Here is a 24,711-nt window from a genome sequence, read left to right on the forward strand (position 1 = left end):
AGGTGCCTTTGAGGAGGTGCGCGTCAGATGGACAATTCACAGCAAATATCCACGGAAATTGATATGTTTGTGGACTATTTGCGTGTCGAAAAAAACGCCTCTACTCATACGGTGAAGCATTACGTGGCAGATATCAGCGAATTCGTCGCCTTTATGGAACAGCACCAAATCCCTGTATTTGCTGCTGTTTCTTATTTGCACGGCCGCTCCTTTCTCGCTCATTTGGCTAAAAAGGGTCTATCGCGGCGCAGCATCGCCCGCAAGCTGTCCAGTTTGCGAAGTCTGTACCGTTTTTTGTTAAGGGAAGGTCAACTGGCGCAAAATCCGTTTCAATTGGTATCGACACCAAAAGTGGAGAAGAAACTGCCATCCTTCCTGTATCCGAACGAAATCCAATCGTTTTTTGACCTGCCTGACACTTCGACCCCACTTGGCATGCGGGATCGGCTCATTTTCGAGCTGTTGTATGCAAGTGGGATTCGCGTGTCGGAGCTGGTAACACTAACATTGGAAGCGGTAAACCCAAGCATGGGGATTGCTCTTGTTTACGGGAAGGGTGCGAAGGAGAGATATGTTCCAATCGGCAGTTATGCGTGCGACATTCTTCGGCAATACCTAGATAATGGAAGGAAGAAGCTTCTTGCCGGCAAGGCTGACCACGGGTACCTTCTTCTCAATTATCGCGGGGAGCCGCTCTCCGACCGCAGTGTCCGCCGTATCGTCGACAAGCATGTGGAGGCCCACGCGCTCAGTCTGCGCGTATCGCCGCATACGTTTCGCCACACATTTGCTACCCATCTCCTGAATGGAGGTGCGGATTTGCGTACGGTGCAGGAACTGCTTGGTCACGTCAATATTTCGACAACCCAGGTGTACACGCATGTGACCAAGGAACGGTTGCGCCACGTTTACGACGCAGCCCATCCACGTGCGGGTCATTCCCGTCCAGGATCGGCCGGAAGTACATAAGCGGGAGGAATCTGCAATGGAACAGTTTCATGCTACTACAATTTTTGCCATACACCATAACGGAGAAGCGGCCATGGCTGGCGACGGTCAAGTCACGTTCGGCAACAGCATGGTAATGAAGCACGGCGCTAAAAAAGTAAGACGGTTGTATCGCGGTGAGGTGCTGGCCGGTTTTGCCGGCTCGGTAGCAGACGCGATCACCCTGTTTGAAAAGTTTGAAGCAAAGCTGGAGGAGTACCACGGCAATCTGCAAAGAGCTGCTGTGGAACTGGCAAAGGAATGGCGAATGGACAAAGTCCTCAGGAGACTGGAAGCGATGATGATCGTTTGCAACAAAAATAATCTGCTTTTGATCTCTGGAAACGGTGAAATCATCGAGCCGGACGACGGTATTCTAGCCATTGGGTCAGGAGGAAGCTTTGCGCTTGCTGCAGGCAGGGCGTTGAAACGGTATGCGCCGCATCTGAGTGCGAGAGAGATTGCCGAAGCTTCTTTGCGGACAGCTGCTGAGATTTGCGTATTCACCAACGACAATCTCGTTGTCGACGAGATGAAGTGAAAGGAAGGGAGGACTCCTGGTGCTGAGCCTTGAACAATTAACCCCGCGTAAGATTGTAGAGCATCTGGACAAATACATCGTCGGACAAGGTCAAGCCAAAAAAGCGATAGCCGTGGCCTTGCGCAACCGATATCGCCGGAACATGCTTCCTGAGCATATGAGGGATGAAGTCATACCGAAAAACATCCTGATGATCGGGCCGACAGGTGTGGGGAAGACAGAAATCGCTCGCAGGATTGCCAAATTGACGGGCGCGCCTTTTATCAAGGTCGAGGCCACCAAATTTACGGAAGTCGGATACGTAGGCCGTGACGTAGAGTCGATGGTTCGGGATTTGATAGAGGCAGCAATCCGCACTGTAAAACAGGAGAAGATGGAATCCGTAAAGGAAAAGGCCGAGAAACTGGCCAACGAGGCCATCGTAAATATCCTCGTTCCAACGCGAAAGCAGCAGCAGTCATTTAAAAACCCGCTGGAAATGTTGTTCGGAGGCGGACAACAGCAACAGCAATCATCTGAACCCGAGGACGTTTCCATTGAACAGCAGCGACGTCAGGTTAAGTGGCAGCTGGAGGCTGGACAACTGGAAGATCAGATGATTGAGATCGATGTGGAGGACCAATCCCCCTCCATGTTTGATATGTTCCAGGTTCCGGGTACAGAACAAATGGGGATGCAAATGCAGGATATGTTGGGCAATCTTTTGCCGAAGCGGACGAAGAAGAGAAAATTGCGAATTAAAGATGCACGAAAGGTATTAATTCAGCAAGAAGCGCAAAAACTGGTGGATATGGATGAAGTCACGCAGGAGTCGATTCGGCGTGCCGAGAACCACGGCATCATCTTTATTGATGAAATCGACAAGATCGCCGGCAAGGATGGGAGAGGCCCCGACGTATCGCGTGAAGGTGTGCAGCGAGACATCCTGCCCATCGTGGAAGGCTCTACCGTGATGACAAAATACGGTCCCGTAAAGACTGACTTTGTTTTGTTTATCGCAGCTGGCGCTTTCCACATCGCCAAACCGTCCGATTTGATTCCGGAGCTGCAGGGACGTTTTCCGATCCGGGTCGAGCTCACCAGCTTGCGGGTGGAGGATTTCGTCAGGATTTTGACGGAACCGAAAAATGCGCTGTTGAAGCAATACATCGCTCTTCTCGAAACAGAAGGGATTCGGGTCGATTTTACCCCGGATGCCATTTCGGAGATTGCCCGATTGGCCGCAGAAGTGAATCAGTCAACCGACAACATCGGTGCGAGACGGCTTCACACCCTGTTGGAAAAGCTTTTGGAAGACCTTTCTTTTGAGGCCCCTGACATTCATCTGGATGTGGTGCAGATCACGCCTGAGTATGTGCGTGAAAAGCTTGGCTCTATCGTTGGCAACAAGGACTTGAGCCAATACATCCTATAAAACATACGATGGTCAATTATTGACTGGGAGGAAACCATAATGGATCTGTTGTCAAAAACAAGAAGAATTAACCGTCTGCTGCAAAAGTCAGCGGGACACGCGGTCAATTTTAGTGAAATGGCCCAAGTATTAAGCGATGTAATTGAAGCAAATATTTTCGTGGTCAGTCGCAAGGGAAAACTGCTCGGTTTCTCGATCCACCAAGAAGTGGACAACGAGCGCATCCGTAAAATGCTCGAAGAACGCCGCTTCCCTGAAGAGTACAGCCTTGGCTTGCTCAAAGTGGAAGAGACGTCCGCAAACCTGGATGTGGACAGCCCGTACACCATTTTCCCAGTGGAGATGAAAGAAGTATTCCGCACAGGCTGGACGACATTGGTTCCGGTAATGGGCGGCGGTGATCGACTCGGTACCCTGATCCTTGGACGCGTCAACAACCCGTTTGTCGACGATGACCTGATTCTCGCAGAGGTAGGGGCAACTGTCGTCGGTATGGAAATTTTGCGTGAACGTTCCGAGGCAATTGAGGAAGAAGCACGCAGCAAAGCAGTTGTGCAAATGGCGATCGGTTCCCTGTCTTACAGTGAACTGGAGGCTGTTGAACATATTTTTGAGGAGCTGGAAGGAAAAGAAGGTCTTCTTGTCGCTTCGAAAATTGCAGACCGCGTGGGCATTACCCGTTCTGTCATTGTAAATGCACTGCGGAAGCTGGAGAGTGCTGGCGTGATCGAATCCCGTTCCTTGGGTATGAAAGGGACCTTCATTAAGGTTCTGAATGAGAAGCTGCTTCCAGAACTGGAAAAGCTGAAAACTTCATGACATTTTTTTGGCTCCAGGTAAGCGGGCTATGCAAATAAATAGGTTTCAAAGTGAATATATAACGGGAATAGGTAAGGTGTAGCTAAACGTGCTACACCTTTTTTCTAGGTATTTGTACCTAGATATTTGTCGAAATTGGGGGAATTAAATCGAAACGGTCAAAAATTATTAACTAAAAAAGCTAGTTTATTCAAATATATGTAAGGTTCTTTTACAATTTTCCATCACACTAACAAAAATAGGGAGCATCAGGGATTTAGTCCCATTGAATCATTTTGTCACAACTTGTGAGAATAGGGCTTTTTTCGCCATAGCAGTTTTGCTATGATTGAGTCGTATTCTTGTGTCGAATTAACAGGAAAAAATGGAATATTTGTGGGAATGGAGCGAAAGCAAGATTGGGGGAGTTTGGAAAAAATGCTAGTCAGTAACCATTTAGGAATCTTGGAGCGATCTTTGGACGCCGCTATGCTTCGACAAAGAACGATAGCCAACAACGTCGCTAACATTGACACCCCGCAATTTAAGAGCAAGCAGGTTGTGTTCGAAGACCTACTGAAACAAGAGATGAATGGGGCTTCAGGACAACAAAAACTGCAGGCGTATCGTACTAATGCCCGGCATATCCCGTTTGCCGACAGCGGTTTGAATGTGGTGCCGAGAATTGTCTCCAACCCAGAGAACTTCGTTCAAAACAATGGCAATGACGTGGATCTTGAGTTTGAGATGAGCGAGTACGCCAAAAACCAGATCTGGTACAATGGGTTAACCCAATTGACTGCAGGGCATTTTCAAAAATTGCGCAGCGTAATTGAAGGCGGAGGTAGATAAGAATGAGTTTGTTCCAAGGGCTTGATACAAGCGCTTCCGCTCTGACTGCAAACCGGCTCAGACTGGATACAATTGCAGCGAACGTGGCCAACGCAAATACGACCCGCGCTACATTTGTAAACGGGGCTTGGCAGCCTTACAAAAGAAAAATGGTTGAGCTGTCCCCGAAAGCGCCCAGCCAGTCCTTCGACAGTGTACTGCAAGGAGCGATTGGCATGGTGTCCGGCAGAACGGAGCAGGGAGTGAGGGTAACGTCCATTCGCGAAGACAATACCCCATTTAAGCGGGTATACGATCCGACACATCCGGATGCGGATGCGGACGGATATGTTCTGATGCCGAATGTGGACATGATGAAGGAAATGGTCGATATGATTTCCGCATCGAGAGCTTATGAAGCGAACGTTACCATACTGAACGGTGCGAAGAGCATGATGATGAAAGCACTGGAAATCAAGTAGGGAAAGGAGTAAGAACGGATGGATATTAACGCGCTTTCCCGGATTGGCGGAGTGCAGCCTCAAATCCAGACCAAGACCTATACGCCGGATGAGGTAAGCAAATCATTCTCAGCGTATCTTTCCGATGCACTGAACCAAGTCAACCAGGCCCAGGTAGAATCGGCAAATTTGGCAGACAAGTTTGCGATGGGACAAGTTCAGGATGTCCATCAGGTCATGATTGCAGGGCAGAAGGCCTCTGTCATGCTGCAAATGACCATGCAAGTTCGTAACAAAGTCATAGAATCCTATCAGGAAATCATGCGCATGCCACTTTAATGTTTTGGCGGTATCATTGGTGAGGTGAACCATGAACGAGCGTCTAGCACTATATAAAGATCAAGCTTTGGCGAAATGGAACCAGCTGCCTGCTAAACAGAAATGGATGATTTCCGGTATCGCGCTGTTTTTGCTCATATCACTTGGCCTATACATATACATCGCTTCTCAGCCGGTGTACAAGCCGTTATACAACCAGCGGTTAAGTGAACAGGAAATCGGGATCATCAAGCAGGAACTGGAAGGAAAGAAAGTTCCATTTCGAATTACAGACAACGGCACAAGTATAGAAGTGCCAGAAAAAATGGCTCAGGATGTCATAGTTGACTTGGCTGCACAAGGGATCCCCAGCGAAGCAGGCATCAACTCAGAAATATTTTCTAACACCCTGGGAGTAACAGACCGTCAGTTTGACGTGATGAAAAAAGAAGCTTTGCAGCAAGAACTGAGAAAAATGCTGGAACGGGTAAAAGGTGTTCGCACCGCGCAGGTAATGATTACTCTGCCGCAGGAAAGCGTTTGGGTGACGGAGACACCTGATAGCGCGACAGCTTCGGTCATCGTTGATGTCGAGCCCGGAACCAGACTGGATCAAAAACAGATCAACTCCTTGTATCTGCTTGTTTCCCGCAGCGTACCCAAGCTGTCGCCTGAAAACATTACCATTTCCGACCAGTACTCCAATCTGCTGGAGCGAACTGACGGCAGTGAACCAGAAGGAAACCTGACAGCTTACGAGCAGCAAGAGAAGATCAAAGCAGATGTGGAAAGAAAGATCCAGCAAAATTTGTACACGCTCTTGGGCACGATTATGGGCAGAGACAAAGTCATTGTTCATACCTTTATCAGCATGAACTTTGACAAGGAAAACCGTGTTGAGAATCTGGTTGAAGCGCCAGACAAGGAAAACAACGAAGGACTTATCATCTCATCGCAAAAATTATCGAAAACCTTTAGCGGCCAGGGCGCCCCTCCCGGAGGAATCGCGGGAACGGGAGCGAACGACACGCCAGGCTACCCGGGCAGTACGCCGCAGGGCAACAACAGTCAGTATGAAGAACTGAATGACACGATCAATCGGGAAGTCAACCGGATCACCCGCAATATTTCAATGAGTCCCTATAAAATCGATGACATCACGATCAACGTTGGGGTAGAACCACCCGAAGGCGGACAGCTCGACGAACAAACTATCGACAGTATCAAGCAAGTCCTTCGCAATGTGGTTCGCGTTACGTTAAGCGACAAAGGCATAGATTTGACACAAGAAGAACTGGACAAGCACATCTCTGTTCTGCCGCGTCCATTCTCCGGAAAAGTCGCAGTTGATGGTTCCGGAAGTCTGACTCCTGCCCTCTTGTATGGTACGGGTGCTGTAGCCTTGCTGGCTCTCGGAGCGGTTGCCTACCTGATCTACCGCAGACGCCGCCAGGCCAAACAGCAAGAAGAGGAAGTCGCAGATGTCATGTCGATGCAACCGACGGAGGTACCCGATTTAACCTATCAAGACGATACAGATCAGGCAGTGGTGCGGAAACAACTGGAAAAATTGGCGCGCAGCAAGCCGGACGAATTCGTTGTTTTGCTTCGTACTTGGTTAGCTGAAGATTAAGGAGTGAAAGCAAATGGCTCGCGGCGCAAAAGAATTGTCAGGAAGACAGAAGGCTGCGATCCTGCTCATCTCTCTCGGGCCGGAAATCTCCGCCCAGGTGTTCAAGCACCTCAGAGAGGACGAGATCGAGCAGCTCACGTTGGAAATTGCCAACGTTCGTAAGGTAGACGCGGATGAAAAGGACAAGATCTTGGCAGAATTCCATCAGATAGCGGTCGCTCAGGAAGTCATCTCTCAAGGCGGAATTACGTACGCCAAGGAGATCCTGCAAAAAGCACTTGGCGAGACCAAGGCAATGGACATCATTAACCGCTTGACAGCAAATCTTCAGGTTCGTCCATTCGACTTTGCAAGAAAAGCGGACCCAGGCCAGATCCTGAACTTTATCCAAAATGAGCATCCGCAAACAATTGCGTTAGTTCTTTCTTATCTGGAACCTCAACAGGCAGCGATGATTCTCTCCGCGCTTCCTCAAGAGAGACAAGCGGAGGTAGCAAAGCGCATCGCCTTGATGGACAGCACGTCACCGGAGGTTATCACGCAAGTGGAGCAGGTTCTGGAACAAAAACTGTCAGCCACCGTTACTCAGGATTATACCCAGGCTGGTGGTATCGAAGCGATTGTCGCTGTTCTTAATGGTGTAGACAGAGGTACAGAGCGGACGATTCTGGATTCTTTGGAAATACAAGACCCAGAGCTGGCAGAAGAGATCAAAAAGCGTATGTTTGTCTTCGAGGATATCGCTACTTTGGACAACCGCTCCATTCAGAGGGTTATCCGCGATGTGGAAAATGCAGATCTCCAGCTTGCGCTTAAAGTTGCCAGCGAAGAAGTCCGTGAAGTTATCTTCCGGAACATGTCCAAACGGATGGCAGATACATTCAAAGAAGAAATGGAATTCATGGGACCTGTCCGTCTGCGTGATGTAGAGGAAGCGCAGTCCCGTATCGTCGCGATCATTCGCCGCCTGGAAGAAGCGGGTGAGATCATCATCGCTCGCGGCGGAGGAGATGATATCATTGTCTAGGATTATCAAGCTGTCTCACTATCAGACATCGGACGAATCTTTTCTTCTCTCCGTGAAGTCTACACACATACAGACGGTTGAATCGGATGAAAGGTTGCAAGAAAATCTACAAATTGTAAAAAATGCAGAAGAAGAAGCCGGAATGATTCTCCAGGATGCGGAAGAAACCGCGCAGGGACAGCTTCGCGAAGCGATGGAGCAGGCTGAAAAAATTCGGCAGGATGCCCTTGCGGAGATTGAACAGTGGTGGGAAAACAAACGGCAGGAAGCAGCTGTGCTTTTTTCCGAAACCGAAGCACAAGCCCGAGAACAAGGGTTTCAAGCCGGTCTTCAGGATGGCAAGCAGCTGGCATGGGAGGAAGAGCGTGAAAAGGTAGAAGAAGCTCGGAATCTGTTGGAGTTTGCCCACCGGGAGAAAGAGCGAATCATCTCTGAAGCTGAACCGTTCCTGGTGGAGTTAAGCCTGGAAATTGCAAAAAAAATTATCGGCAATGAGTTGAGCGCATCTCCGGAAGCTGTCCTTGAGATCGTAAAAAATACGCTTCAGCGTTCGCGGGTGCACGGTGAAATAACTGTCTGCGTCAATCAGCGTCACTTTGACTTTGTTCAGCAGCACCGCCCGCAGCTGCTTGCGCTTTTGGATGGACAAGCAGAGATTGCGATTTACCCTGACCACACGGTAGATGAGGGCGGCTGTGTCATCCGCACCCCGCTGGGCAGCGTGGATGCCCGGATTGATACGCAATTGACAGAAATCAGACAAGCGCTGCTGGATATTGCCAAGGGAAGTGACGAGGCATGACTGTTCTTGATGTAGGCAAGTACAGACATATCCTGCAAGGAATAGATCCGGTACGCGTCAATGGAAAGGTTACCCAGGTAGTAGGGTTGACGATCGAATCGCAGGGACCGGAGGTTAAGCTCGGAGAAATTTGCCATATCTATGCAAGTCAAAGCGAGGAACCGATTGCAGCAGAAGTTGTCGGCTTTCGAGACAATAAAGTGCTGATGATGCCGCTCGGAGAACTGACCGCAATCGGGCCGGGCAGTGATGTTGTTGCGACTGGCCGCTCTCTCCACGTCAAAGTAGGCCCGGAAATTCTCGGCCGAATTCTCGATGGGCTCGGCCGTCCGCTCCAGGGCAGCCTTCCGCTGGGCCTTGCTTCATATCCTACATCGAACATGCCGCCAAATCCGTTGTTGCGGCCGCGTATTCAGGAGCCGCTTAGTGTCGGAGTGCGGGCGATTGATGGATTGTTGACAGTCGGAAAAGGTCAGCGCGTAGGGATTTTCGCCGGGTCTGGTGTCGGTAAGAGTACATTGATGGGCATGATCGCCCGCAATACGACAGCCGACATTAACGTGATCGGATTGATCGGGGAGCGCGGGCGCGAGGTCATGGAGTTTATCGAACGCGACCTCGGTGAAGAGGGGTTGAAAAGATCGGTCGTCGTAGTCGCGACTTCGGATCAACCCGCTATGATACGGATCAAGGGTGCCATGATCGCGACCTCGATCGCCGAGTATTTCCGGGATCGCGGGCTCAATGTCATGATGATGATGGATTCAGTGACTCGCTTTGCTATGGCGCAGCGCGAGATTGGGCTGGCCATCGGGGAGCCACCTGCGACTCGTGGTTATACGCCTTCCGTCTTTGCCATGCTGCCAAAGCTGCTGGAACGTGCGGGTACAGCAGACAAGGGAAGTATTACAGCCTTTTATACTGTACTCGTTGATTCTGATGATATGAACGATCCGATTGCCGATGCTGTTCGCGGAATTTTGGACGGGCATATCGTCCTTGACCGGAAAATCGCCCACAAAGGCCACTTTCCGGCGATCGATGTGATGGCAAGCGTCAGCCGGGTGATGAACGAAATTTGTACAGACGATCATCTGGAGGCAGCCCGTCAGTTGAAGCGGTATTTGGCTACCTATAAGGAAGCAGAGGATTTGATCAATATTGGAGCATACAAGCCGGGCACGAACAGGGAGATTGACCAGGCGATTCGTTACCGAGATGTGATCAGAGATTTTACGATGCAGGGCACCCATGAGCCTTCGGATCTCCAAAGTGCCATTAAGGCGCTGACAGCTCATTTCGGGGGAGTGAACTAGTGTGAAGGTGTTCCAGTTTCATCTCCAGAAGGTTTTGGATGTGAAAGAAAAAGAGAAGGAACAGGCTGAATGGGACTTCGGCAAGTCAATCCAAAGAAAGAATGAAGAAGAGTGGAAGCTGGGGCAGCTGCATGAGCTCCATGAAGAAGCGACAGGGATGCTGCACTCCGTTCAAGCCGAGCCTGTCAGTGTTGCACACCTTATGGAGATTACGCGGTATCGCCAGTCAGTCGAGCGTTCTATCCACAACCAGAAGCAAATGGTGTATGGATGCGTACGCGAAATGGAACGGTGTCAAATGCTCTTGACAGAGCGCATGAAAGAAACGCAATTGTGGCATAAGCTCCGGGAGAGGGCCCATGGGCAGTATCTCGAGGCTGAAAAACAACGGGAACAAAAAGAGATGGACGAAATTGGCACGCAGCTCTATCTTCGCAAAAGCAACTGATGGAGGTTCACTATGGAAGAGATCCAAGAAGAACGGGAATACAGCAGGTGGGAATGGTTCTTTTACATGATTGTCATCCCTGCTCTGTTTGCCACACTCCTTGGGGGGGTCTTTCTCAGCTTTCTGGGTGTCAACGTCTTGGGACAAGTGCTTACATGGGCAAACAGCATTCCCTACGTGGAAAAATTAGTTCCCGACGATTATGCGGCAGGCGATGGAGAAGCACCAATGGTAGATAAGGGAAAACAGGTACAAAGCCTGCAGGAAGAACAAGCAAAAAGCCAGCAAACCATCGCCAGCTTGCAAGGAGAAGCAGAGAAGAAGGACGCCACCATTCAAGCGCTGGAGAAACAAGTTCAGGATTTGCAAAAAATGATCGAGGACAAGCGGACGACAGAGGAAGAACGCCAAAAGCAGTACCAGGATTTGGCGAAGCTGTATTCTACGATGTCGCCGAAAAACGCGGCTGCCATCGTAGAGAATTTAAGTCTGGAAGAAGCCGTTACGGTGATGAAGAAGATGAAGGCGGATCAGCAGGCGAACATTTTGGCCAAAATGGACCCGAAAAAAGCTGCTGATATCTCGATCCTGCTGAAGGACTCGGTTGTAAACAAAGACGACGACATCGCAGCCTTGCAGGAGAGAGTTCAAGTGCTGACAAAAGCGCTGAGCGAAACGAGGAAAGATACGACCAGCTTGGACGCGCTTGTTCAGACATTTTCACAGATGCCCGCCGAGGATGCGGCCTCCATTATCCGCTCGCTCATGGGGACCAATAAGAACCGTGCAATCTCGATTTTGGCGGGCATGTCCAATGACAAACGGGCGTCTATCCTGGCGGCCGTAGCCAAGGAAGACAGCAAAAAGAAAGAAGATGTAGCAGCCCGAATTACCAGCGAGTTGCTTCGATAAGCGGAGAAGAGCCTAAAGCTTGTTCGCTTGTCGTTTTCCATAAGCAACAAAAAACAAGAGGAGGTGACAGAGATGAATGTAGCCAATGTCGCTGCGCCAGCAGTACCCGCTTCGGTAGGAACATCTGCAAACGGTTCAGCCATTCTGACGGGGACGGCTGGTCAGCAACTGCCTGGGACTCTGGAGAATTTGTTTGCCATGCAGATGATGTCAGCTCTCGAACAATTAGAGGGAATGGAGGATGCTGTCATTCAGGTTGAAGCGGACGGAATGGACACAGAAGACCAGGAAGAAATTGCTGAATTGCTAGCCATGCTCCAACAGTTGTTTGCAACGTCGCAGTCCCAGAGCCATGACATCGTCAATTCGTTGGAAGCAAAGACAAAAGAGCTGGCTGACATGATGAACAAGCTTCCGAAGACAGCGGTCTTGTCTGACAGTCAAGTTCAGAACTTGCTAGCTACGTTCACTCAACGGGGCCTTTCCCAAGCAACAGCAGAAAAGCTGGCCAATTTTATGGCGGCGCTCAACCAATCCAATGAGACTATGCCCCAAGGCCTTGTGCCTGCTCGTTCAAAGGAACAGTCGACTGCGGCGTATATGTCACAGCGGACAAACCTGATGTCGACGATGCAGCCGGTGCGCGTGTCACACGCATTGTCCAGCTACCAGGCCGAGGCCGGTGTGCAGGCGAAAACAGCCGCTCCAACCAGCCAGCAGCAAACGGCAGATTTCATGATGGAGCCAGACGCCAATCCTTTGACTGCACAACAGAACAATCCGAATGTGCAAACGTTTGGGCAAAAAGGAAATGTTCCGACTGGCGGCCATCCAATCCACGCAAATCAGTTCAGCCAGCAGGTGACACAGTTGTTTGTGAAGCAAATGAAGCTGACGCAAGTGGACGGGGTGCACGAGGCAAGGCTGATCTTGTATCCGCAGTCTCTCGGACAGGTTGACGTCAAAATCACTTCCCATAACGGGATGATTACCGCTCATTTTTCCGCGGAAACAACCGCCGGAAAAGAATTGCTGGACAACCAGCTGCCTCAGCTGCGCGCTGCATTGACGCAGCAAGGACTGCAAGTCGACCGTCTGGAGGTAAATCAGCAGCAACAGGCTGGAAGCTTGCCATTTCAGCAGCAGCAACGCGAACGCCAGCAGCAGCAAAACAATGAAAATCAGCAAAGCGACAGGCAGGACAAAGCTGAATTCTCGCTCGATGCTCTTGTAGAAGGCAGCGATGAGATCAGTAAAATCGGTTATTCCGGCTAAGGAATAGGACAAGGAGGAACCGCCATGCACTCGTTTAACGTCGGGCAGACCTACTTTCCTGTCAAACCAAGCCATACCGTACCTGCACGTTCAGGCAGTTCTGCGACAAACGGGAAAGCCTTTCGCGACTACCTGACGGAATCTGTTGAGAAAGCCAAGAGGTCTCAGGAGATCACTTTCAGTCAGCATGCGTTGAACCGTTTGAATGAAAGAGGAATCAGCCTGGATGAGACCAAGATGGACCGTCTGGCTGGCGGCGTCAAAAAGGCTGCCGACAAAGGCGCAAGGGAATCTCTGATCATGATGGACAATGTAGCGTTCGTGGTCAGCATCCAGAATCGGAAAGTGATTACTGCCGTAGATGACGGACGAATGAAGGATAGCGTTTTTACTAATATAGACAGTGCTGTGTTTGTGTAACGAACGAGGGCTGGACCTCTTCGGAGGAAGCCTGCGGACTGCCGACTGACTGAAGCAGTCAATTACTGAATATTATCGAGGAGGAATCGCATTATGCTGCGTTCTATGTATTCGGGCATCTCAGGTTTGCGCGGATTTCAGACAAAACTAGATGTGATCGGCAACAACATCGCCAACGTGAATACCGTAGGCTTCAAAAAAGGACGCGTCATGTTCCAGGACATTCTCAGCCAGAACATCGCGGGAGCGACAGCGCCAGCAGATCAGGGAGGGAAAGGCGGTACAAACCCGATTCAAATCGGTTTGGGGTCGCAAATGGCTTCAATTGATACTGTCTTCTCTGCCGGCAGCCCTATGCAAACGAACCTGCCAACCGATTTGTCCATTGAAGGCGACGGCTTCTTCATGGTAACGCCCGACGATGGCACTACTTTCTACTATACGCGGGCAGGGAACTTTACCCGGGATTCGCAAGGATACTTGGTAAACTCCCAGGGTCTCAAGCTCGTAGACAGCGGTGGAGGAACCATTCAAATCCCGCAGGACACCTACGTTTCCTATTCGATTGGAAAAGATGGGGTGGTCACTACGGTTGACGCGCAAGGTGCTTTGGACACGCCGTTCACTATTGGCGTCATGAAATTCAACAATCCGGGCGGGCTCAAAAAAATCGGCAATTCCTTGTATGAAAATACGAACAATGCTGGCCCATTCGATGGTGCTCCTGATACGCCGATCACAGCTGCTCAGGCTCAAGTAAGCATCATCTCCGGACAGTTGGAAATGTCCAACGTTGACCTGTCCGAGGAATTCACCGAGATGATCGTTGCTCAGCGCGGATTCCAGGCAAACTCCCGGATCATTACGACATCTGATACGGTACTGGAAGAACTGGTGAATCTGAAACGATAATGTGTAAAGGGGATCGGGGAGTGAAGCTGCTTGCTTCCTCCCCCCTACAACCCGAAAGGAGCGGCAGATGATCCAACTAACCCGATTCAACGGCGCACAGTTTTACTTGAACGCGACGCACATAGAGACGGTGGAGTCCACTCCCGATACGGTTATCACCTTGCTTACGGGGAAAAAGCACATCGTGAAAGAAACGGCAGAGGAAGTGATCGCGCGGATCCTGCGTTTCTACCAGCACGCGTTCCCGGCGTTTACACCGCCGCGCATGCCGGAAGACGATTCCATTGAATAGCGGGAGGCGCAAAAAATGTTTCAAAATCGCTTGTTTAACATGGCCCTTATCATCATTATTGCGATATCGCTTCTAGGAGTCATATCGTTCGTGCTCTGGCAAACCTATCTCTCCCCTGCAGCACAATCAGCAAGCCATGACGAATCCAAAGAGGTAAAGGCTCTTTCGGCCAAGGAAATGCAAGAGTACTCGGTTGACACTGGCGAGATTACCACAAACCTGCTCTCCAAAAACTACATCATCGTTCGTTTCACCATCACTGCGGACAGCAGCAGTTCCAAGGAAGAGCTGGAGCAACGCCTGCCTCAGGTGAACCAGATTATCATCAAGACACTAGCAGGTCTGGAACCCGATGACATCAAGGGAACAGAGGGAATCAACAAGCTGGAAGCCAAAATCATGAACGAGATTAGCGCATTGATGCAGGAAGGCAAAATCGTTCAGGTAATCACAACGAAACAGCTCCTATCTTAACAAATGATGAATGAATACATAGCAAGGGGGTGACGACAGATGGCCGAGGTTCTCTCACAAAGTGAGATTGACGCGTTGTTGGCAGCACTTTCTTCCGGAGAGATGGATGCCAACGAGCTGAAAAAAGAAGAGACTGAGCGGCGGGTTAAAGTATACGACTTCAAGCGGGCATTGCGATTTTCCAAAGATCAGATTCGCGGATTGACGCGTATCCACGAAAACTATGCACGGTTGTTGACGACATATTTTTCAGCTCAGCTTCGTACCTTCGTGCAAATAACAGTTGCCTCCGTCGACCAATTACCGTATGACGAGTTTATTCGCTCCATTCCGAAGATGACGATTCTCAATATTTTTGAGGCGCCACCACTTGAAGGCCGAATGGTTTTGGAAGTGAATCCAAACATCGCATACACGATGCTGGATCGACTCCTTGGCGGGCAAGGAATTATCCCCGACAAAATGGGGGCACTGACAGAAATCGAGACAACCGTGATGGAGCGCGTGTTTGGAAAGGCATTGGATACCTTCCATGAAGCGTGGAAACAAATTATCGAGTTGGACCCGTATTTGGAAGGGCTTGAAATGAATCCCCAATTCATGCAGATCGTTTCTCCGAACGAAATCGTGGCGGTTATCTCCTTTAGTACAAAAATTGGAGATACGACGGGGATGATCAACCTGTGTCTGCCACACGTCGTGTTGGAGCCAATCATGTCGAAGCTGTCCGGACAGTACTGGTTTTCCAAACAGAAGAAAACGAGGGATGAAGAGGAGCGATTGCGGGTTGAGGAGCGGGTGAAAGCAGCCAGCCTGCCGATTATCGCGGAGTTGGGTACCGCTACCATCACCGTAGGAGAGTTTTTGCAGCTTCAGGTCGGTGATGTGATCCAGCTCGATCATCTCGTCGATAACAAGTTGAGAATTAAAGTGGGAGATCAACTGAAGTTCCTGGGACAGCCCGGCACGCAAAAAGGTCGTGTTGCGGTGCAGATCGACGAAGTCCTTGAGGAAGGGGAGGAAATGAATGAGTAGAGACATGCTTTCTCAAGAAGAAATTGACGCGCTGCTGCGAGCAAACAATTTGGTAGAAGAGGAAACGGAACAACAGAGCGTGCCAGATGTGGCCGACTACCTGTCGGCGTTTGAGCAAGACGCACTTGGAGAGATTGGAAACATCTCTTTTGGCAGTGCAGCAACGGCTCTCTCTACCTTGTTAAGCCAAAAGGTGGATATTACGACGCCTACTGTTTCGATGGTTCAAGTCAGCGAGTTGGAAAAAGAGTTTCCCATGCCGCATGTCGCAGTTCACGTAGAGTATACAGATGGCTTTAAAGGCGTCAACCTGCTTGTCGTCCGGATGGAAGATGCGGCGGTTGTAGCCGATCTGATGATGGGCGGGGATGGTCGCCCGAGCACGACGGAAATGTCCGATCTGCATATAAGTGCAGTTCAAGAGGCCATGAATCAAATGATGGGGTCTGCAGCCACGTCGATGTCTACCATTTTTAATCAACTGGTAAACATCACACCGCCAGGGATTGATGTGATGGATCTTGCGCAGGGGAAGGGCGGAGACAGCTTCACGGAGGATGACACCCCGCTGGTCAAAGTCTCATTCCGTTTAAAGGTAGGGGAGCAAGGAGAGCTGATCGACTCCAATATCATGCAGCTCTTGCCGCTATCCTTTGCGAAGGATATGATCGGACGTCTGACTGGCGCATCAGATGCGGATGCCGCTGCTGCAAGTCCTGCTGAGGAAGCTCAAGCGCCCTCTGCTCCTAGTCAGCCGGCTGGCCACACCGAACCAACGATTCCGGCAAGTCCAGCCACTCAGCCGCCAGCAGCAGCTGCACAGACACCTTATCCAGAACAGCCGGCACAAGCGCCGCACCCTGGTTACGCACCACCGCCGATGGGTTATCAGGCTCCGCCGATGTACCAGGATCCATATGGTCAGCATCCTTATCCACCGGCTTATGCGTACCCGCCGCAATATGTCCAGCCGCCGGTTCCACACGCTCCCCAGCACTTTGGAGCACAGCCGATGAATGTTGCCAATGTGAAAGCAGCGCAATTTTCTCCGTTCGGTGGCGGTATGATGGCTGCACCTGACGAACAGAACCTGAATTTGCTATTGGACATTCCTCTGCAGGTGACAGTCGAGCTTGGCCGTACGAAGAAGCTGATCAAAGACATACTGGATCTTTCCGCCGGATCGATCATCCAACTGGACAAGCTGGCTGGTGAGCATGTAGACATTTTGGTAAACAACAAATTGATCGCCAAAGGCGAGGTTGTGGTCATCGACGAAAACTTCGGGGTTCGCGTAACCGACATTATCAGTCCGATTGACCGCGTTTCGAAATTGCAATAACAACGGTAAAAACGAGGAGGAGCTAATCCATGTCTAACAAAGTTCTCATTGTTGATGACGCAGCATTTATGCGCATGATGATTAAAGAAATTCTGTCTAAAAACGGGTACAGCGTCGTCGGAGAAGCAAGCGACGGAGCACAGGCAGTAGAAAAATACAAAGAACTCGGTCCTGACCTGGTCACCATGGATATTACCATGCCAGAGATGGATGGAATCTCGGCACTGAAAGAAATCAAAAAGATTGATCCGAATGCTCGTGTCATCATGTGTTCTGCGATGGGGCAGCAGGCAATGGTAATTGACGCCATTCAGGCTGGAGCAAAAGATTTTATCGTGAAGCCGTTCCAGGCAGATCGCGTATTGGAAGCGATCAAAAAGACGTTGAGCTAATGATGAAACTCCGGGACACAAGGGTGCGGCTCATCTGGATTTGTTGCCTGCTGTTGTTGTTCGTCGCTTCCCTTCCGGCTCAGGCTTTGGCGGAGAGCAGTTCTGTCGCCGATGCACTGAAAAAAGGCACGCTATCGACTGATGGGTCCGCCGGTCCACAGGAACCGGCACCCATTCCAGGAAGCGGGTCTGGCAGTATGTGGGGTTACCTGATACAGGTTATTTTCTCACTGGGCATCATTCTGGTTCTCATCTATTTGTTGCTGCGTTTTTTGTCAAAGCGTCAGGTTGGAATGGCACAAGGGCCGATTAAAGTCATCAGTATGGCACCGCTCGGGAATGGGAAGTCGGTCCAAGTGGTAATGATCGGAGAATCATTGTACGTGCTCGGTGTCGGTGAAAATGTTCAATTGCTTCATCACATACCGGCTGGAGAGGAAGCTGACCTGATTTTGGCAGATGCAGAAATAAAAGGCGCGCTGCCATCGCCGCTGAAATGGCTCCCATTTGGCGGCAATCGAAAGAACAGTGACGAATTTTTCCAGCCTTCCGATGGGCAAGGTCGTACGTTTGAAGAAATCCTACGAAACCAGTGGGGAACGGTAACAAAACGCTCGGAACAAAATGTCCGCTGGATGGATGAGCAAGGTAAGGACAGAGGAGATTTGGGATGAAACAAATACTGCAGCTGCTCGTGATTGTGCTCGCATTGCTGGTCATACCGGATATGGCGGCAGCAGCACCGGTTCAACCATCATTGGTCCCTACGATTGACTTGAAAATTGGGGGCGGAGCTGGTACGCCGCAGGAGACTTCGACAGCCATTCAATTGCTGTTGATCTTGACAGTTCTGTCCGTAGCGCCTGCCATTTTGCTGCTCATGACCAGCTTTACGCGAATTGTCGTCGTATTGTCGTTTGTCCGCAATGCATTGGCAACTCAGCAAATGCCACCAAACCAGGTATTGATCGCACTCGCTCTGTTCATGACCTTTTTTATCATGTCCCCGACATTGGCCAAGGTAAATGAGACGGCTGTCCAGCCTTTTATGCAGGGGCAATTATCGCAAGAACAGGCGTTTGCGGCTGCGGTCATCCCATTCAAGGAATTTATGGCCAAACAGACACGTGAAAAGGACCTGGCGCTGTTTCTGGAGTTTGCAAAGGCAGAGCGGCCGAAGACAGTACAAGATATTCCGCTTACTGCATTGGTTCCCGCTTATGCGATCAGTGAACTGAAAACAGCATTTCAAATCGGTTTTATGATTTTTATTCCGTTTCTTGTCATCGATATGATTATTGCAAGTATTCTGATGGGAATGGGGATGATGATGCTTCCCCCGGTGATGATCTCACTCCCGTTCAAAATTTTGCTGTTCATCATGGTCGATGGCTGGTACCTGGTAGTCAAATCTCTTCTGACCAGCTTTTAGCGTACGAGAGGCACCCGGCCAAGGAGGGTAGAGCATGACACAAGAGTTACTTATGAGAGTTGCCCAAAGCTCTGTCTATACGATTTTGCTGATCGCTGCTCCGGCGCTGGGCGTAGGTCTGCTGGTAGGGTTGATCGTCAGCATTTTTCAAGCAACGACACAAATTCAGGAGCAAACGCTCGCTTTTATTCCCAAAATCGTCGCCATCCTGGTCACCATCCTGGCTGTCGGCCCTTGGATGCTGCGAATCATGCTCGAGTTCACCATGGGGATATTTGGGAATCTCCACAAGTTTGTCGGGTAACCAATGACAGCCTTCTTGGTTCACCTACCTGTGTTGTTGCTTGTATTTGTCCGCCTGACCGCTTTCTTCGTATCGGCTCCGTTTTTCTCGATGAAAGGCGTGCCGAATCAGTTTAAGATCGGTTTGGCTTTGTTTATGGCGGTCATCAGTTTTGGTTCTGTCCCGGTTCAAGGGGCAATCCCGATGGATTTGACATTTATCCTTTACGTCATCAAAGAGGCATTGGTCGGCGTCATATTGGGCTATATTTGCGAGTTGATGTATGTCACTGTCCAGGTTGCGGGCGGGATCATGGATATGCAAATGGGGCTGGCTATGGCCAACGTCATCGATCCGCGGACCGGTGCGTACGTTCCGCTTACGGGCCAATTCAAAAACGTTTTGGCGATGCTATACTTTCTGAGCATGAATGGACATCATATGCTCATTCGCGGAATCATCAAAAGCTATCAAGCCATTCCAATCGATGCCGTATGGGCTGCTTTGGGCAGCGAACAGGTCATGTGGCTGGCGGTAAAAGTATTTCGGGAAATGTTTCTAAGCGCCTTTCTGATTGCTACGCCGATAATCGTTTCATTGTTTCTGGTAGACCTTTCTCTTGGTATTATCGCCAAATCAGTCCCGCAATTTAATATTTTTGTTGTTGGATTTCCGATCAAACTGCTGGCAGGCTTTCTTCTGTTAATCGTAGTGATGCCTGCATTTCTCCTGACGTTAAGCAGTTTGTTCGAAAAAATGTTTCGATCGTTAGCGGAGATGATGAAGCTGCTCGGAGGAACAGGATGAACCGAATAACTTTTTTGTACCCTGTCGACCTCCAATACTTCAGCGGAGAGAAGACAGAAAAGGCAACTCCCAAAAAGAAACAGGATGCCCGTAAAAAAGGGCAAGTGGTGAAAAGCGCCGACTTGTCTCCGGCGCTTAGCCTGATGGCAGCGTTTCTCATGCTCGTCGCTTTTGGTGCAACTATGTTTCATTCCTTTGAAAACCTGATGAGAGAGTCCCTGATCACCTTTGCGACGTGGCAAGTAAATGAAGAAAACCTGGCAATCATTATCCGGAAGGTTGCCTGGGAAGCAGTCAAGATTGCCGGGCCAGTGCTCGCCGCTGTTTTTTTAGTTGCCCTCTTTGCAAACTACGCCCAGGTGGGGTGGCTGTTTACGACAGAGACGATTCAGTTCAAACTGGAAAAATTGGACCCTATCAAGGGGGCCAAACGAATGTTCAGCCTCCGTTCATTGGTGGAGCTGGCCAAATCGCTTTTAAAAATCAGTACAGGCATACTGGTTGCCTACATGATCTTGTGGGATGTGCGAGATGAATTAATCAAGCTCTCCATGCAACCGCTGGAAGCGACGCTCTCCTTTGCTGCAGCGGAAGCTTCCAAACTGGGACTGCTAATCGGGCTGTTGCTTCTCATCTTGGCTATTTTGGATTACTTGTATCAACGATATGAGTACGAAAAAAATCTGCGAATGTCCAAACAGGATATTAAAGACGAATACAAACAATCAGATGGTGATCCCCTCATTAGAGGGAAGATTCGTGAGCGTCAGCGCAGCATGGCAATGCGGCGCATGATGCAGGAGCTGCCGAAAGCCGATGTAGTGATTACCAACCCGACTCACTTTGCGGTTGCGATCCGCTACGACAGCAATGAGATGCACGCGCCGACAGTGATTGCCAAAGGGCAAGACTACATGGCATTGAAGATTAAGGAAATTGCAAAGAAACACCGTATTGTAACGATGGAAAACAAGCCTCTTGCCAGGGCTCTATATAGCCAGGTGGAGATTGGTCAGCCGATACCTGAAGAATTGTTTAAAGCGGTTGCCGAGGTTCTCGCCTATGTATACAAACTGCAAGGGAAAGTGAAGTAAAACAAAGAAGAGAGGAGGACTAACGGTGGGATTAAAGATGAAAGAGCTAGGTACGGTCTTGTTTGTCATTAGTATCGTTGTCATGATGGTGATCCCACTGCCTTCCGAGTTGTTGGATCTGCTTCTCATATTGAACATCTCCCTTGCCTTGACGATTTTGCTAGTGTCTATGTACACGAGGGAGACATTGCAGTTCTCCATCTTTCCTACAGTCCTGCTGATTACGACACTCTTTCGACTGGCTTTGAACGTCTCGACGACGCGGAACATTCTTTCGCATGCCGAGGGCGGTAAAGTTATTGAAGCGTTCGGCAGCTTCGTCGTAGGCGGCAATCAGGTCGTAGGTTTTGTTGTTTTCCTGATCCTTGTCATCATTCAGTTTATCGTTATTACAAAAGGCTCGGAGCGCGTTGCCGAGGTTGCAGCACGCTTTACCCTGGATGCAATGCCAGGGAAACAAATGAGTATTGATGCGGACTTGAATGCCGGGATGATTACCGATACAGAAGCTCGGGCCCGTCGGAAAAAAATCGAAGACGAGGCGGATTTCTACGGCGCGATGGATGGTGCCAGCAAGTTTGTGAAAGGGGACGCCATCGCCGGTATTATCATCTTTATCGTGAATATTATCGGCGGATTTATCATCGGCATGGTGATTCATGACATGAGCTTTGCCGAGTCCGCTTCTAAATTTACAACGATGTCCGTAGGTGACGCGCTTGTCAGCCAAATCCCGGCGCTGCTCATTTCGACTGCGACCGGTATCATCGTAACGCGCGCAACGTCTGGAGACGGACTGGGCGAAGATATCGCCAATCAGCTATTCAGCTACCCGCGCCTGCTGTTTATCGTGGCCGGTGGAATATTCCTGCTTGGCTTGCTCACGCCCATTGGTCTGGTGCCTGTTGTTCCGATTTCCGGCTTGCTCGCTTTTGCCGGATGGAAAATGACGCGGAAGCAAAAGGTGGCCTGGGAAGAGACGGCTCAACAAGAAGAAGATCAGCAGCTGGAAGAAGTGCGCAGTCCAGAAAGCGTCGTCAACCTGCTTCAGGTCGATCCGATCGAATTTGAATTTGGCTATGGACTCATTCCGCTTGCGGATAGCAAGCAGGGTGGTGATCTGCTCGATCGCGTCATTATGATTCGACGCCAGGTTGCCTTGGAACTTGGCATTGTCGTGCCGGTCATCCGCATCCGCGATAACATCCAGCTTCGCCCGAATGAATATGTGATCAAAATCAAGGGGAATCAGATTGCGACGGGAGAAATCCTGCTCGATCATTATCTCGCCATGAGCCCGGGCTTTGACGATGATTCGGTCGTCGGGATCGAAACCGTTGAACCTGCGTTTGGTCTTCCCGCTTTATGGGTAACAGAAGAAAATAAGGAGATTGCTGAACTTTCCGGATATACGGTTGTGGACCCTCCATCTGTTGTCGCCACTCATTTGACCGAAGTGATCAAGCGTCATGCTCATGAATTGCTTGGACGTCAAGAGACGCGGGCACTGATTGACAATGTTAGAGAGGTGGCACCGGTTCTCGTCGATGAGCTGATTCCAGGCTCTCTGTCGATCGGCGAAGTGCAGAAGGTGCTGCAAAAGCTTCTGCGTGAAAAAGTCTCGATTCGCAACCTGACAGTCATTTTGGAAGCATTGGCTGATCATGCGATGTACACAAAAGATCCGGAAGTGTTGACCGAATACGTGCGTCAGGCGATGTCGCGCCAGATCACCCTGCAATATACGGAGCCGGGACAGCCGCTCCGCGTCATCACCGCCGGACCAGGATTAGAAAAGACGATTTCCGAGCACGTAGAGCAGACTGAGCAGGGCAGCTACCTGGCTATCGATCCGGAAACATCACAGCGCATTTATCAGAATATGTCAGCGGAGGTTAGCAGAATGGTCAATTCGGGACAGCAGCCGATCATTCTCTCATCGCCTGCCGTCCGCATGTATCTGCGTCAGCTCATGGAGCGGATGATGCCGGATGTTCCTGTTCTGTCGTACAGCGAGCTGGAGCCACATGTTGAAGTGCAAAGTGTAGGGATGGTGAACATTTCGTGAGAGTAAAACGATACATAGTCGATTCCATGCCGGAAGCACTTGACAAAATTCGTGTTGATCTAGGGTCTGAAGCCATCATTCTCAATTCCAAAGCAATCAAGACGGGAGGCTTTCTCGGTTTTTTTGGAAAGCAGCAAATTGAGGTGGTCGCGGCTGTCGACGACAAAGAATCCGAAAAGCAAAAAAGCTCGGCTGCGGCCAGACAGCGGACCGTTCCCGCCAGACCTGTAACGACCGGCACGAGCACTGCCCAGCGAGCCTATCAGTCTATTGCGGCAAGCTCCCAGACCAAAAGCCAGGGCATTGGGAGCCAGCCGCTGTCGGAAGACGCTGCACCAGTCCTCTTCGGCAAGCAGGATACACGTGAGCAGAGGGTGGAGGCGGAACGTCACGGATCAGACAATCTTCTGAAAGAGCACCACCCAGAAAAAGAACCGATAAAAGAATTGATGAAAGAACCAATGAAAGAACCAATGAAAGAACCGATCCAACCCCGGAACTCGAAAACCGACTCGCCCCCGTCGGCGAGTGAGCAGAGCGATCAGATCGCACTTGAGGTCCGCAGCATGCGGCAGATGTTTGAAAAGCTGTTGACCAATGATATGACACAGCAATTGCCCCAGCCGGTTCAAGCGGTGAGAAGCCGATTGAGGCAGCAAGAGGTAACTGAGGAGGCTGCAGCGCAGGTTATTCAGCAAGTCATTCTGGAGTGCGAGACTGATTGGGATGATGCCAAGGCCTCGCAGGTAGCGGAGGAATTGATCGCCAAGCGTCTCGAAAAAGCCGTGAAACGGCCATCTTGCATCGAAAAAGACGTACGGTATGCTTTCTTCTTTGGACCGACTGGCGTGGGAAAGACGACGACCATCGCAAAATTGGCGGCAGCCTGCATGTTAAAGGAAAAGCGGAAAGTCGGCTTTATTACGGCAGACACATATCGGATTGCGGCCGTTGAACAACTGAAGACGTACGCAAACATATTGAATGTACCGTTTGAAGTGGTTTTTTCTCCGAAAGAGATTCCGCAAGCGATGGAGCGATTAAGCGGGTGTGATCTGATCTTTGTCGACACAGCGGGAAGAAACTACCGAAATGACGAGTATGTGCAAGGGATTCGCGATTTGGTGGTGGCAGATCAAAACAGTCTAAACTTTTTGGTACTGAGTCTCACGTCCAAATACAGCGACATGAAGACGATCATCCGCAATTTTGACGATGTTCCGGTTTCCCGGGTCATTTTTACAAAGGCGGACGAAACGGATGCCTATGGGGCCATGCTAAACGTAGCGTTTGAGACGGAGCTCTCGATTTCTTATGTGACTACGGGCCAAAATGTCCCGGACGATATTATCGTGGCGACCCCCCGACTGATAGCTAACATGATAATGGGGGAATGA

28 protein-coding genes are annotated in these 24,711 nt (G+C 50.1%); all 28 read left to right on the top strand.

Features of this window, described 5'->3' with window-relative positions; genetic code table 11:
- The first annotated feature begins 27 nt into the window (after window positions 1-27).
- On the top strand, window positions 28-969 hold the full coding sequence (xerC, locus tag V5G20_RS12155) for a tyrosine recombinase XerC (protein WP_122957626.1): 942 nt from the start codon (window positions 28-30) through the stop codon (window positions 967-969).
- 16 nt (window positions 970-985) lie between these two features.
- Window positions 986-1,528: an ATP-dependent protease subunit HslV gene (hslV, locus tag V5G20_RS12160; protein WP_003385905.1), complete on the top strand. Its 543-nt coding sequence runs from the start codon at window positions 986-988 to the stop codon at window positions 1,526-1,528.
- Between the two features lie 19 nt (window positions 1,529-1,547).
- Window positions 1,548-2,942, top strand: a complete 1,395-nt coding sequence (gene hslU, locus V5G20_RS12165; RefSeq protein WP_003385904.1) for an ATP-dependent protease ATPase subunit HslU — start codon at window positions 1,548-1,550, stop codon at window positions 2,940-2,942.
- 39 nt (window positions 2,943-2,981) lie between these two features.
- Window positions 2,982-3,761 (top strand): GTP-sensing pleiotropic transcriptional regulator CodY, encoded by a 780-nt coding sequence (codY, locus tag V5G20_RS12170; RefSeq protein WP_003385901.1) that lies wholly within the window; start codon window positions 2,982-2,984, stop codon window positions 3,759-3,761.
- Between the two features lie 417 nt (window positions 3,762-4,178).
- Window positions 4,179-4,592 (top strand): flagellar basal body rod protein FlgB, encoded by a 414-nt coding sequence (gene flgB, locus V5G20_RS12175; RefSeq protein WP_003385900.1) that lies wholly within the window; start codon window positions 4,179-4,181, stop codon window positions 4,590-4,592.
- Window positions 4,593-4,594: 2 nt separating this feature from the next.
- A complete protein-coding gene (flgC, locus tag V5G20_RS12180; protein WP_003385899.1) occupies window positions 4,595-5,053 on the top strand; it encodes a flagellar basal body rod protein FlgC in 459 nt (152 codons plus the stop codon).
- An 18-nt stretch (window positions 5,054-5,071) separates the two neighbouring features.
- Window positions 5,072-5,371, top strand: coding sequence for a flagellar hook-basal body complex protein FliE (fliE, locus tag V5G20_RS12185; RefSeq protein WP_039070085.1), 300 nt, complete (start codon window positions 5,072-5,074; stop codon window positions 5,369-5,371).
- Between the two features lie 31 nt (window positions 5,372-5,402).
- Window positions 5,403-6,983: a flagellar basal-body MS-ring/collar protein FliF gene (gene fliF / locus V5G20_RS12190; protein WP_024983841.1), complete on the top strand. Its 1,581-nt coding sequence runs from the start codon at window positions 5,403-5,405 to the stop codon at window positions 6,981-6,983.
- A gap of 13 nt (window positions 6,984-6,996) precedes the next feature.
- A complete protein-coding gene (gene fliG, locus V5G20_RS12195; RefSeq protein WP_003385895.1) occupies window positions 6,997-8,010 on the top strand; it encodes a flagellar motor switch protein FliG in 1,014 nt (337 codons plus the stop codon).
- Complete coding sequence (gene fliH / locus V5G20_RS12200; RefSeq protein ID WP_031932912.1) at window positions 7,994-8,812, top strand: flagellar assembly protein FliH; 819 nt, start codon at window positions 7,994-7,996, stop codon at window positions 8,810-8,812. Before fliG ends, fliH begins: the two co-directional genes overlap by 17 nt.
- Window positions 8,809-10,128, top strand: a complete 1,320-nt coding sequence (gene fliI, locus V5G20_RS12205; protein WP_003385893.1) for a flagellar protein export ATPase FliI — start codon at window positions 8,809-8,811, stop codon at window positions 10,126-10,128. The genes fliH and fliI overlap by 4 nt, the downstream gene beginning before the upstream one ends.
- A 1-nt stretch (window position 10,129) precedes the next feature.
- Entirely contained in the window at window positions 10,130-10,576 is a 447-nt protein-coding gene (gene fliJ, locus V5G20_RS12210; protein ID WP_003385892.1) for a flagellar export protein FliJ, read from the top strand.
- A 12-nt stretch (window positions 10,577-10,588) separates the two neighbouring features.
- Complete coding sequence (locus V5G20_RS12215; protein WP_003385891.1) at window positions 10,589-11,488, top strand: magnesium transporter MgtE N-terminal domain-containing protein; 900 nt, start codon at window positions 10,589-10,591, stop codon at window positions 11,486-11,488.
- A gap of 72 nt (window positions 11,489-11,560) precedes the next feature.
- On the top strand, window positions 11,561-12,763 hold the full coding sequence (locus V5G20_RS12220) for a flagellar hook-length control protein FliK (protein WP_003385890.1): 1,203 nt from the start codon (window positions 11,561-11,563) through the stop codon (window positions 12,761-12,763).
- Between the two features lie 24 nt (window positions 12,764-12,787).
- The gene (locus tag V5G20_RS12225) at window positions 12,788-13,183 is read left to right on the top strand and encodes a TIGR02530 family flagellar biosynthesis protein (protein ID WP_003385889.1); all 396 of its coding nucleotides are present in this window, start codon (window positions 12,788-12,790) and stop codon (window positions 13,181-13,183) included.
- A 93-nt stretch (window positions 13,184-13,276) separates the two neighbouring features.
- Window positions 13,277-14,095: a flagellar basal body rod protein FlgG gene (gene flgG, locus V5G20_RS12230; protein WP_003385887.1), complete on the top strand. Its 819-nt coding sequence runs from the start codon at window positions 13,277-13,279 to the stop codon at window positions 14,093-14,095.
- A 67-nt stretch (window positions 14,096-14,162) separates the two neighbouring features.
- Complete coding sequence (locus tag V5G20_RS12235) at window positions 14,163-14,387, top strand: flagellar FlbD family protein (RefSeq protein WP_003385886.1); 225 nt, start codon at window positions 14,163-14,165, stop codon at window positions 14,385-14,387.
- A gap of 15 nt (window positions 14,388-14,402) precedes the next feature.
- Entirely contained in the window at window positions 14,403-14,861 is a 459-nt protein-coding gene (locus V5G20_RS12240; protein WP_003385884.1) for a flagellar basal body-associated FliL family protein, read from the top strand.
- Between the two features lie 39 nt (window positions 14,862-14,900).
- The gene (fliM, locus tag V5G20_RS12245; RefSeq protein ID WP_003385883.1) at window positions 14,901-15,896 is read left to right on the top strand and encodes a flagellar motor switch protein FliM; all 996 of its coding nucleotides are present in this window, start codon (window positions 14,901-14,903) and stop codon (window positions 15,894-15,896) included.
- On the top strand, window positions 15,889-17,238 hold the full coding sequence (fliY, locus tag V5G20_RS12250; RefSeq protein ID WP_003385882.1) for a flagellar motor switch phosphatase FliY: 1,350 nt from the start codon (window positions 15,889-15,891) through the stop codon (window positions 17,236-17,238). Before fliM ends, fliY begins: the two co-directional genes overlap by 8 nt.
- A gap of 29 nt (window positions 17,239-17,267) precedes the next feature.
- Window positions 17,268-17,630 (top strand): response regulator, encoded by a 363-nt coding sequence (locus V5G20_RS12255; RefSeq protein WP_003385881.1) that lies wholly within the window; start codon window positions 17,268-17,270, stop codon window positions 17,628-17,630.
- Entirely contained in the window at window positions 17,630-18,304 is a 675-nt protein-coding gene (locus tag V5G20_RS12260; RefSeq protein ID WP_024983837.1) for a flagellar biosynthetic protein FliO, read from the top strand. The genes V5G20_RS12255 and V5G20_RS12260 overlap by 1 nt, the downstream gene beginning before the upstream one ends.
- Window positions 18,301-19,062: a flagellar type III secretion system pore protein FliP gene (fliP, locus tag V5G20_RS12265; RefSeq protein ID WP_003385879.1), complete on the top strand. Its 762-nt coding sequence runs from the start codon at window positions 18,301-18,303 to the stop codon at window positions 19,060-19,062. Before V5G20_RS12260 ends, fliP begins: the two co-directional genes overlap by 4 nt.
- Before the next feature lie 34 nt (window positions 19,063-19,096).
- Window positions 19,097-19,366, top strand: coding sequence for a flagellar biosynthesis protein FliQ (gene fliQ, locus V5G20_RS12270; protein ID WP_003385878.1), 270 nt, complete (start codon window positions 19,097-19,099; stop codon window positions 19,364-19,366).
- 3 nt (window positions 19,367-19,369) lie between these two features.
- Window positions 19,370-20,152, top strand: a complete 783-nt coding sequence (gene fliR / locus V5G20_RS12275) for a flagellar biosynthetic protein FliR (protein ID WP_003385877.1) — start codon at window positions 19,370-19,372, stop codon at window positions 20,150-20,152.
- Window positions 20,149-21,246: a flagellar biosynthesis protein FlhB gene (gene flhB / locus V5G20_RS12280; RefSeq protein ID WP_338463429.1), complete on the top strand. Its 1,098-nt coding sequence runs from the start codon at window positions 20,149-20,151 to the stop codon at window positions 21,244-21,246. The genes fliR and flhB overlap by 4 nt, the downstream gene beginning before the upstream one ends.
- A 25-nt stretch (window positions 21,247-21,271) precedes the next feature.
- Window positions 21,272-23,314: a flagellar biosynthesis protein FlhA gene (gene flhA / locus V5G20_RS12285; RefSeq protein WP_003385875.1), complete on the top strand. Its 2,043-nt coding sequence runs from the start codon at window positions 21,272-21,274 to the stop codon at window positions 23,312-23,314.
- The gene (gene flhF / locus V5G20_RS12290; RefSeq protein ID WP_024983836.1) at window positions 23,311-24,711 is read left to right on the top strand and encodes a flagellar biosynthesis protein FlhF; all 1,401 of its coding nucleotides are present in this window, start codon (window positions 23,311-23,313) and stop codon (window positions 24,709-24,711) included. Before flhA ends, flhF begins: the two co-directional genes overlap by 4 nt.

Source organism: Brevibacillus borstelensis, assembly GCF_036700025.1.
In the GTDB taxonomy this organism is placed as follows: Bacteria; Bacillota; Bacilli; order Brevibacillales; family Brevibacillaceae; genus Brevibacillus; species Brevibacillus borstelensis.

Excerpts from the sequence above, each read along its gene's own strand:
- xerC (WP_122957626.1), top strand. The coding sequence starts at position 28 with ATGGACAATTCACAGCAAATATCCACGGAAATTGATATGTTTGTGGAC.
- hslV (WP_003385905.1), top strand. The coding sequence starts at position 986 with ATGGAACAGTTTCATGCTACTACAATTTTTGCCATACACCATAACGGA.
- codY (WP_003385901.1), top strand. The coding sequence starts at position 2,982 with ATGGATCTGTTGTCAAAAACAAGAAGAATTAACCGTCTGCTGCAAAAG.
- flgB (WP_003385900.1), top strand. The coding sequence starts at position 4,179 with ATGCTAGTCAGTAACCATTTAGGAATCTTGGAGCGATCTTTGGACGCC.
- flgC (WP_003385899.1), top strand. The coding sequence starts at position 4,595 with ATGAGTTTGTTCCAAGGGCTTGATACAAGCGCTTCCGCTCTGACTGCA.
- fliE (WP_039070085.1), top strand. The coding sequence starts at position 5,072 with ATGGATATTAACGCGCTTTCCCGGATTGGCGGAGTGCAGCCTCAAATC.
- fliF (WP_024983841.1), top strand. The coding sequence starts at position 5,403 with ATGAACGAGCGTCTAGCACTATATAAAGATCAAGCTTTGGCGAAATGG.
- fliG (WP_003385895.1), top strand. The coding sequence starts at position 6,997 with ATGGCTCGCGGCGCAAAAGAATTGTCAGGAAGACAGAAGGCTGCGATC.
- fliH (WP_031932912.1), top strand. The coding sequence starts at position 7,994 with ATGATATCATTGTCTAGGATTATCAAGCTGTCTCACTATCAGACATCG.
- fliI (WP_003385893.1), top strand. The coding sequence starts at position 8,809 with ATGACTGTTCTTGATGTAGGCAAGTACAGACATATCCTGCAAGGAATA.
- V5G20_RS12215 (WP_003385891.1), top strand. The coding sequence starts at position 10,589 with ATGGAAGAGATCCAAGAAGAACGGGAATACAGCAGGTGGGAATGGTTC.
- V5G20_RS12220 (WP_003385890.1), top strand. The coding sequence starts at position 11,561 with ATGAATGTAGCCAATGTCGCTGCGCCAGCAGTACCCGCTTCGGTAGGA.
- V5G20_RS12225 (WP_003385889.1), top strand. The coding sequence starts at position 12,788 with ATGCACTCGTTTAACGTCGGGCAGACCTACTTTCCTGTCAAACCAAGC.
- flgG (WP_003385887.1), top strand. The coding sequence starts at position 13,277 with ATGCTGCGTTCTATGTATTCGGGCATCTCAGGTTTGCGCGGATTTCAG.
- V5G20_RS12235 (WP_003385886.1), top strand. The coding sequence starts at position 14,163 with ATGATCCAACTAACCCGATTCAACGGCGCACAGTTTTACTTGAACGCG.
- V5G20_RS12240 (WP_003385884.1), top strand. The coding sequence starts at position 14,403 with ATGTTTCAAAATCGCTTGTTTAACATGGCCCTTATCATCATTATTGCG.
- fliM (WP_003385883.1), top strand. The coding sequence starts at position 14,901 with ATGGCCGAGGTTCTCTCACAAAGTGAGATTGACGCGTTGTTGGCAGCA.
- fliY (WP_003385882.1), top strand. The coding sequence starts at position 15,889 with ATGAGTAGAGACATGCTTTCTCAAGAAGAAATTGACGCGCTGCTGCGA.
- V5G20_RS12255 (WP_003385881.1), top strand. The coding sequence starts at position 17,268 with ATGTCTAACAAAGTTCTCATTGTTGATGACGCAGCATTTATGCGCATG.
- V5G20_RS12260 (WP_024983837.1), top strand. The coding sequence starts at position 17,630 with ATGATGAAACTCCGGGACACAAGGGTGCGGCTCATCTGGATTTGTTGC.
- fliP (WP_003385879.1), top strand. The coding sequence starts at position 18,301 with ATGAAACAAATACTGCAGCTGCTCGTGATTGTGCTCGCATTGCTGGTC.
- fliQ (WP_003385878.1), top strand. The coding sequence starts at position 19,097 with ATGACACAAGAGTTACTTATGAGAGTTGCCCAAAGCTCTGTCTATACG.
- fliR (WP_003385877.1), top strand. The coding sequence starts at position 19,370 with ATGACAGCCTTCTTGGTTCACCTACCTGTGTTGTTGCTTGTATTTGTC.
- flhB (WP_338463429.1), top strand. The coding sequence starts at position 20,149 with ATGAACCGAATAACTTTTTTGTACCCTGTCGACCTCCAATACTTCAGC.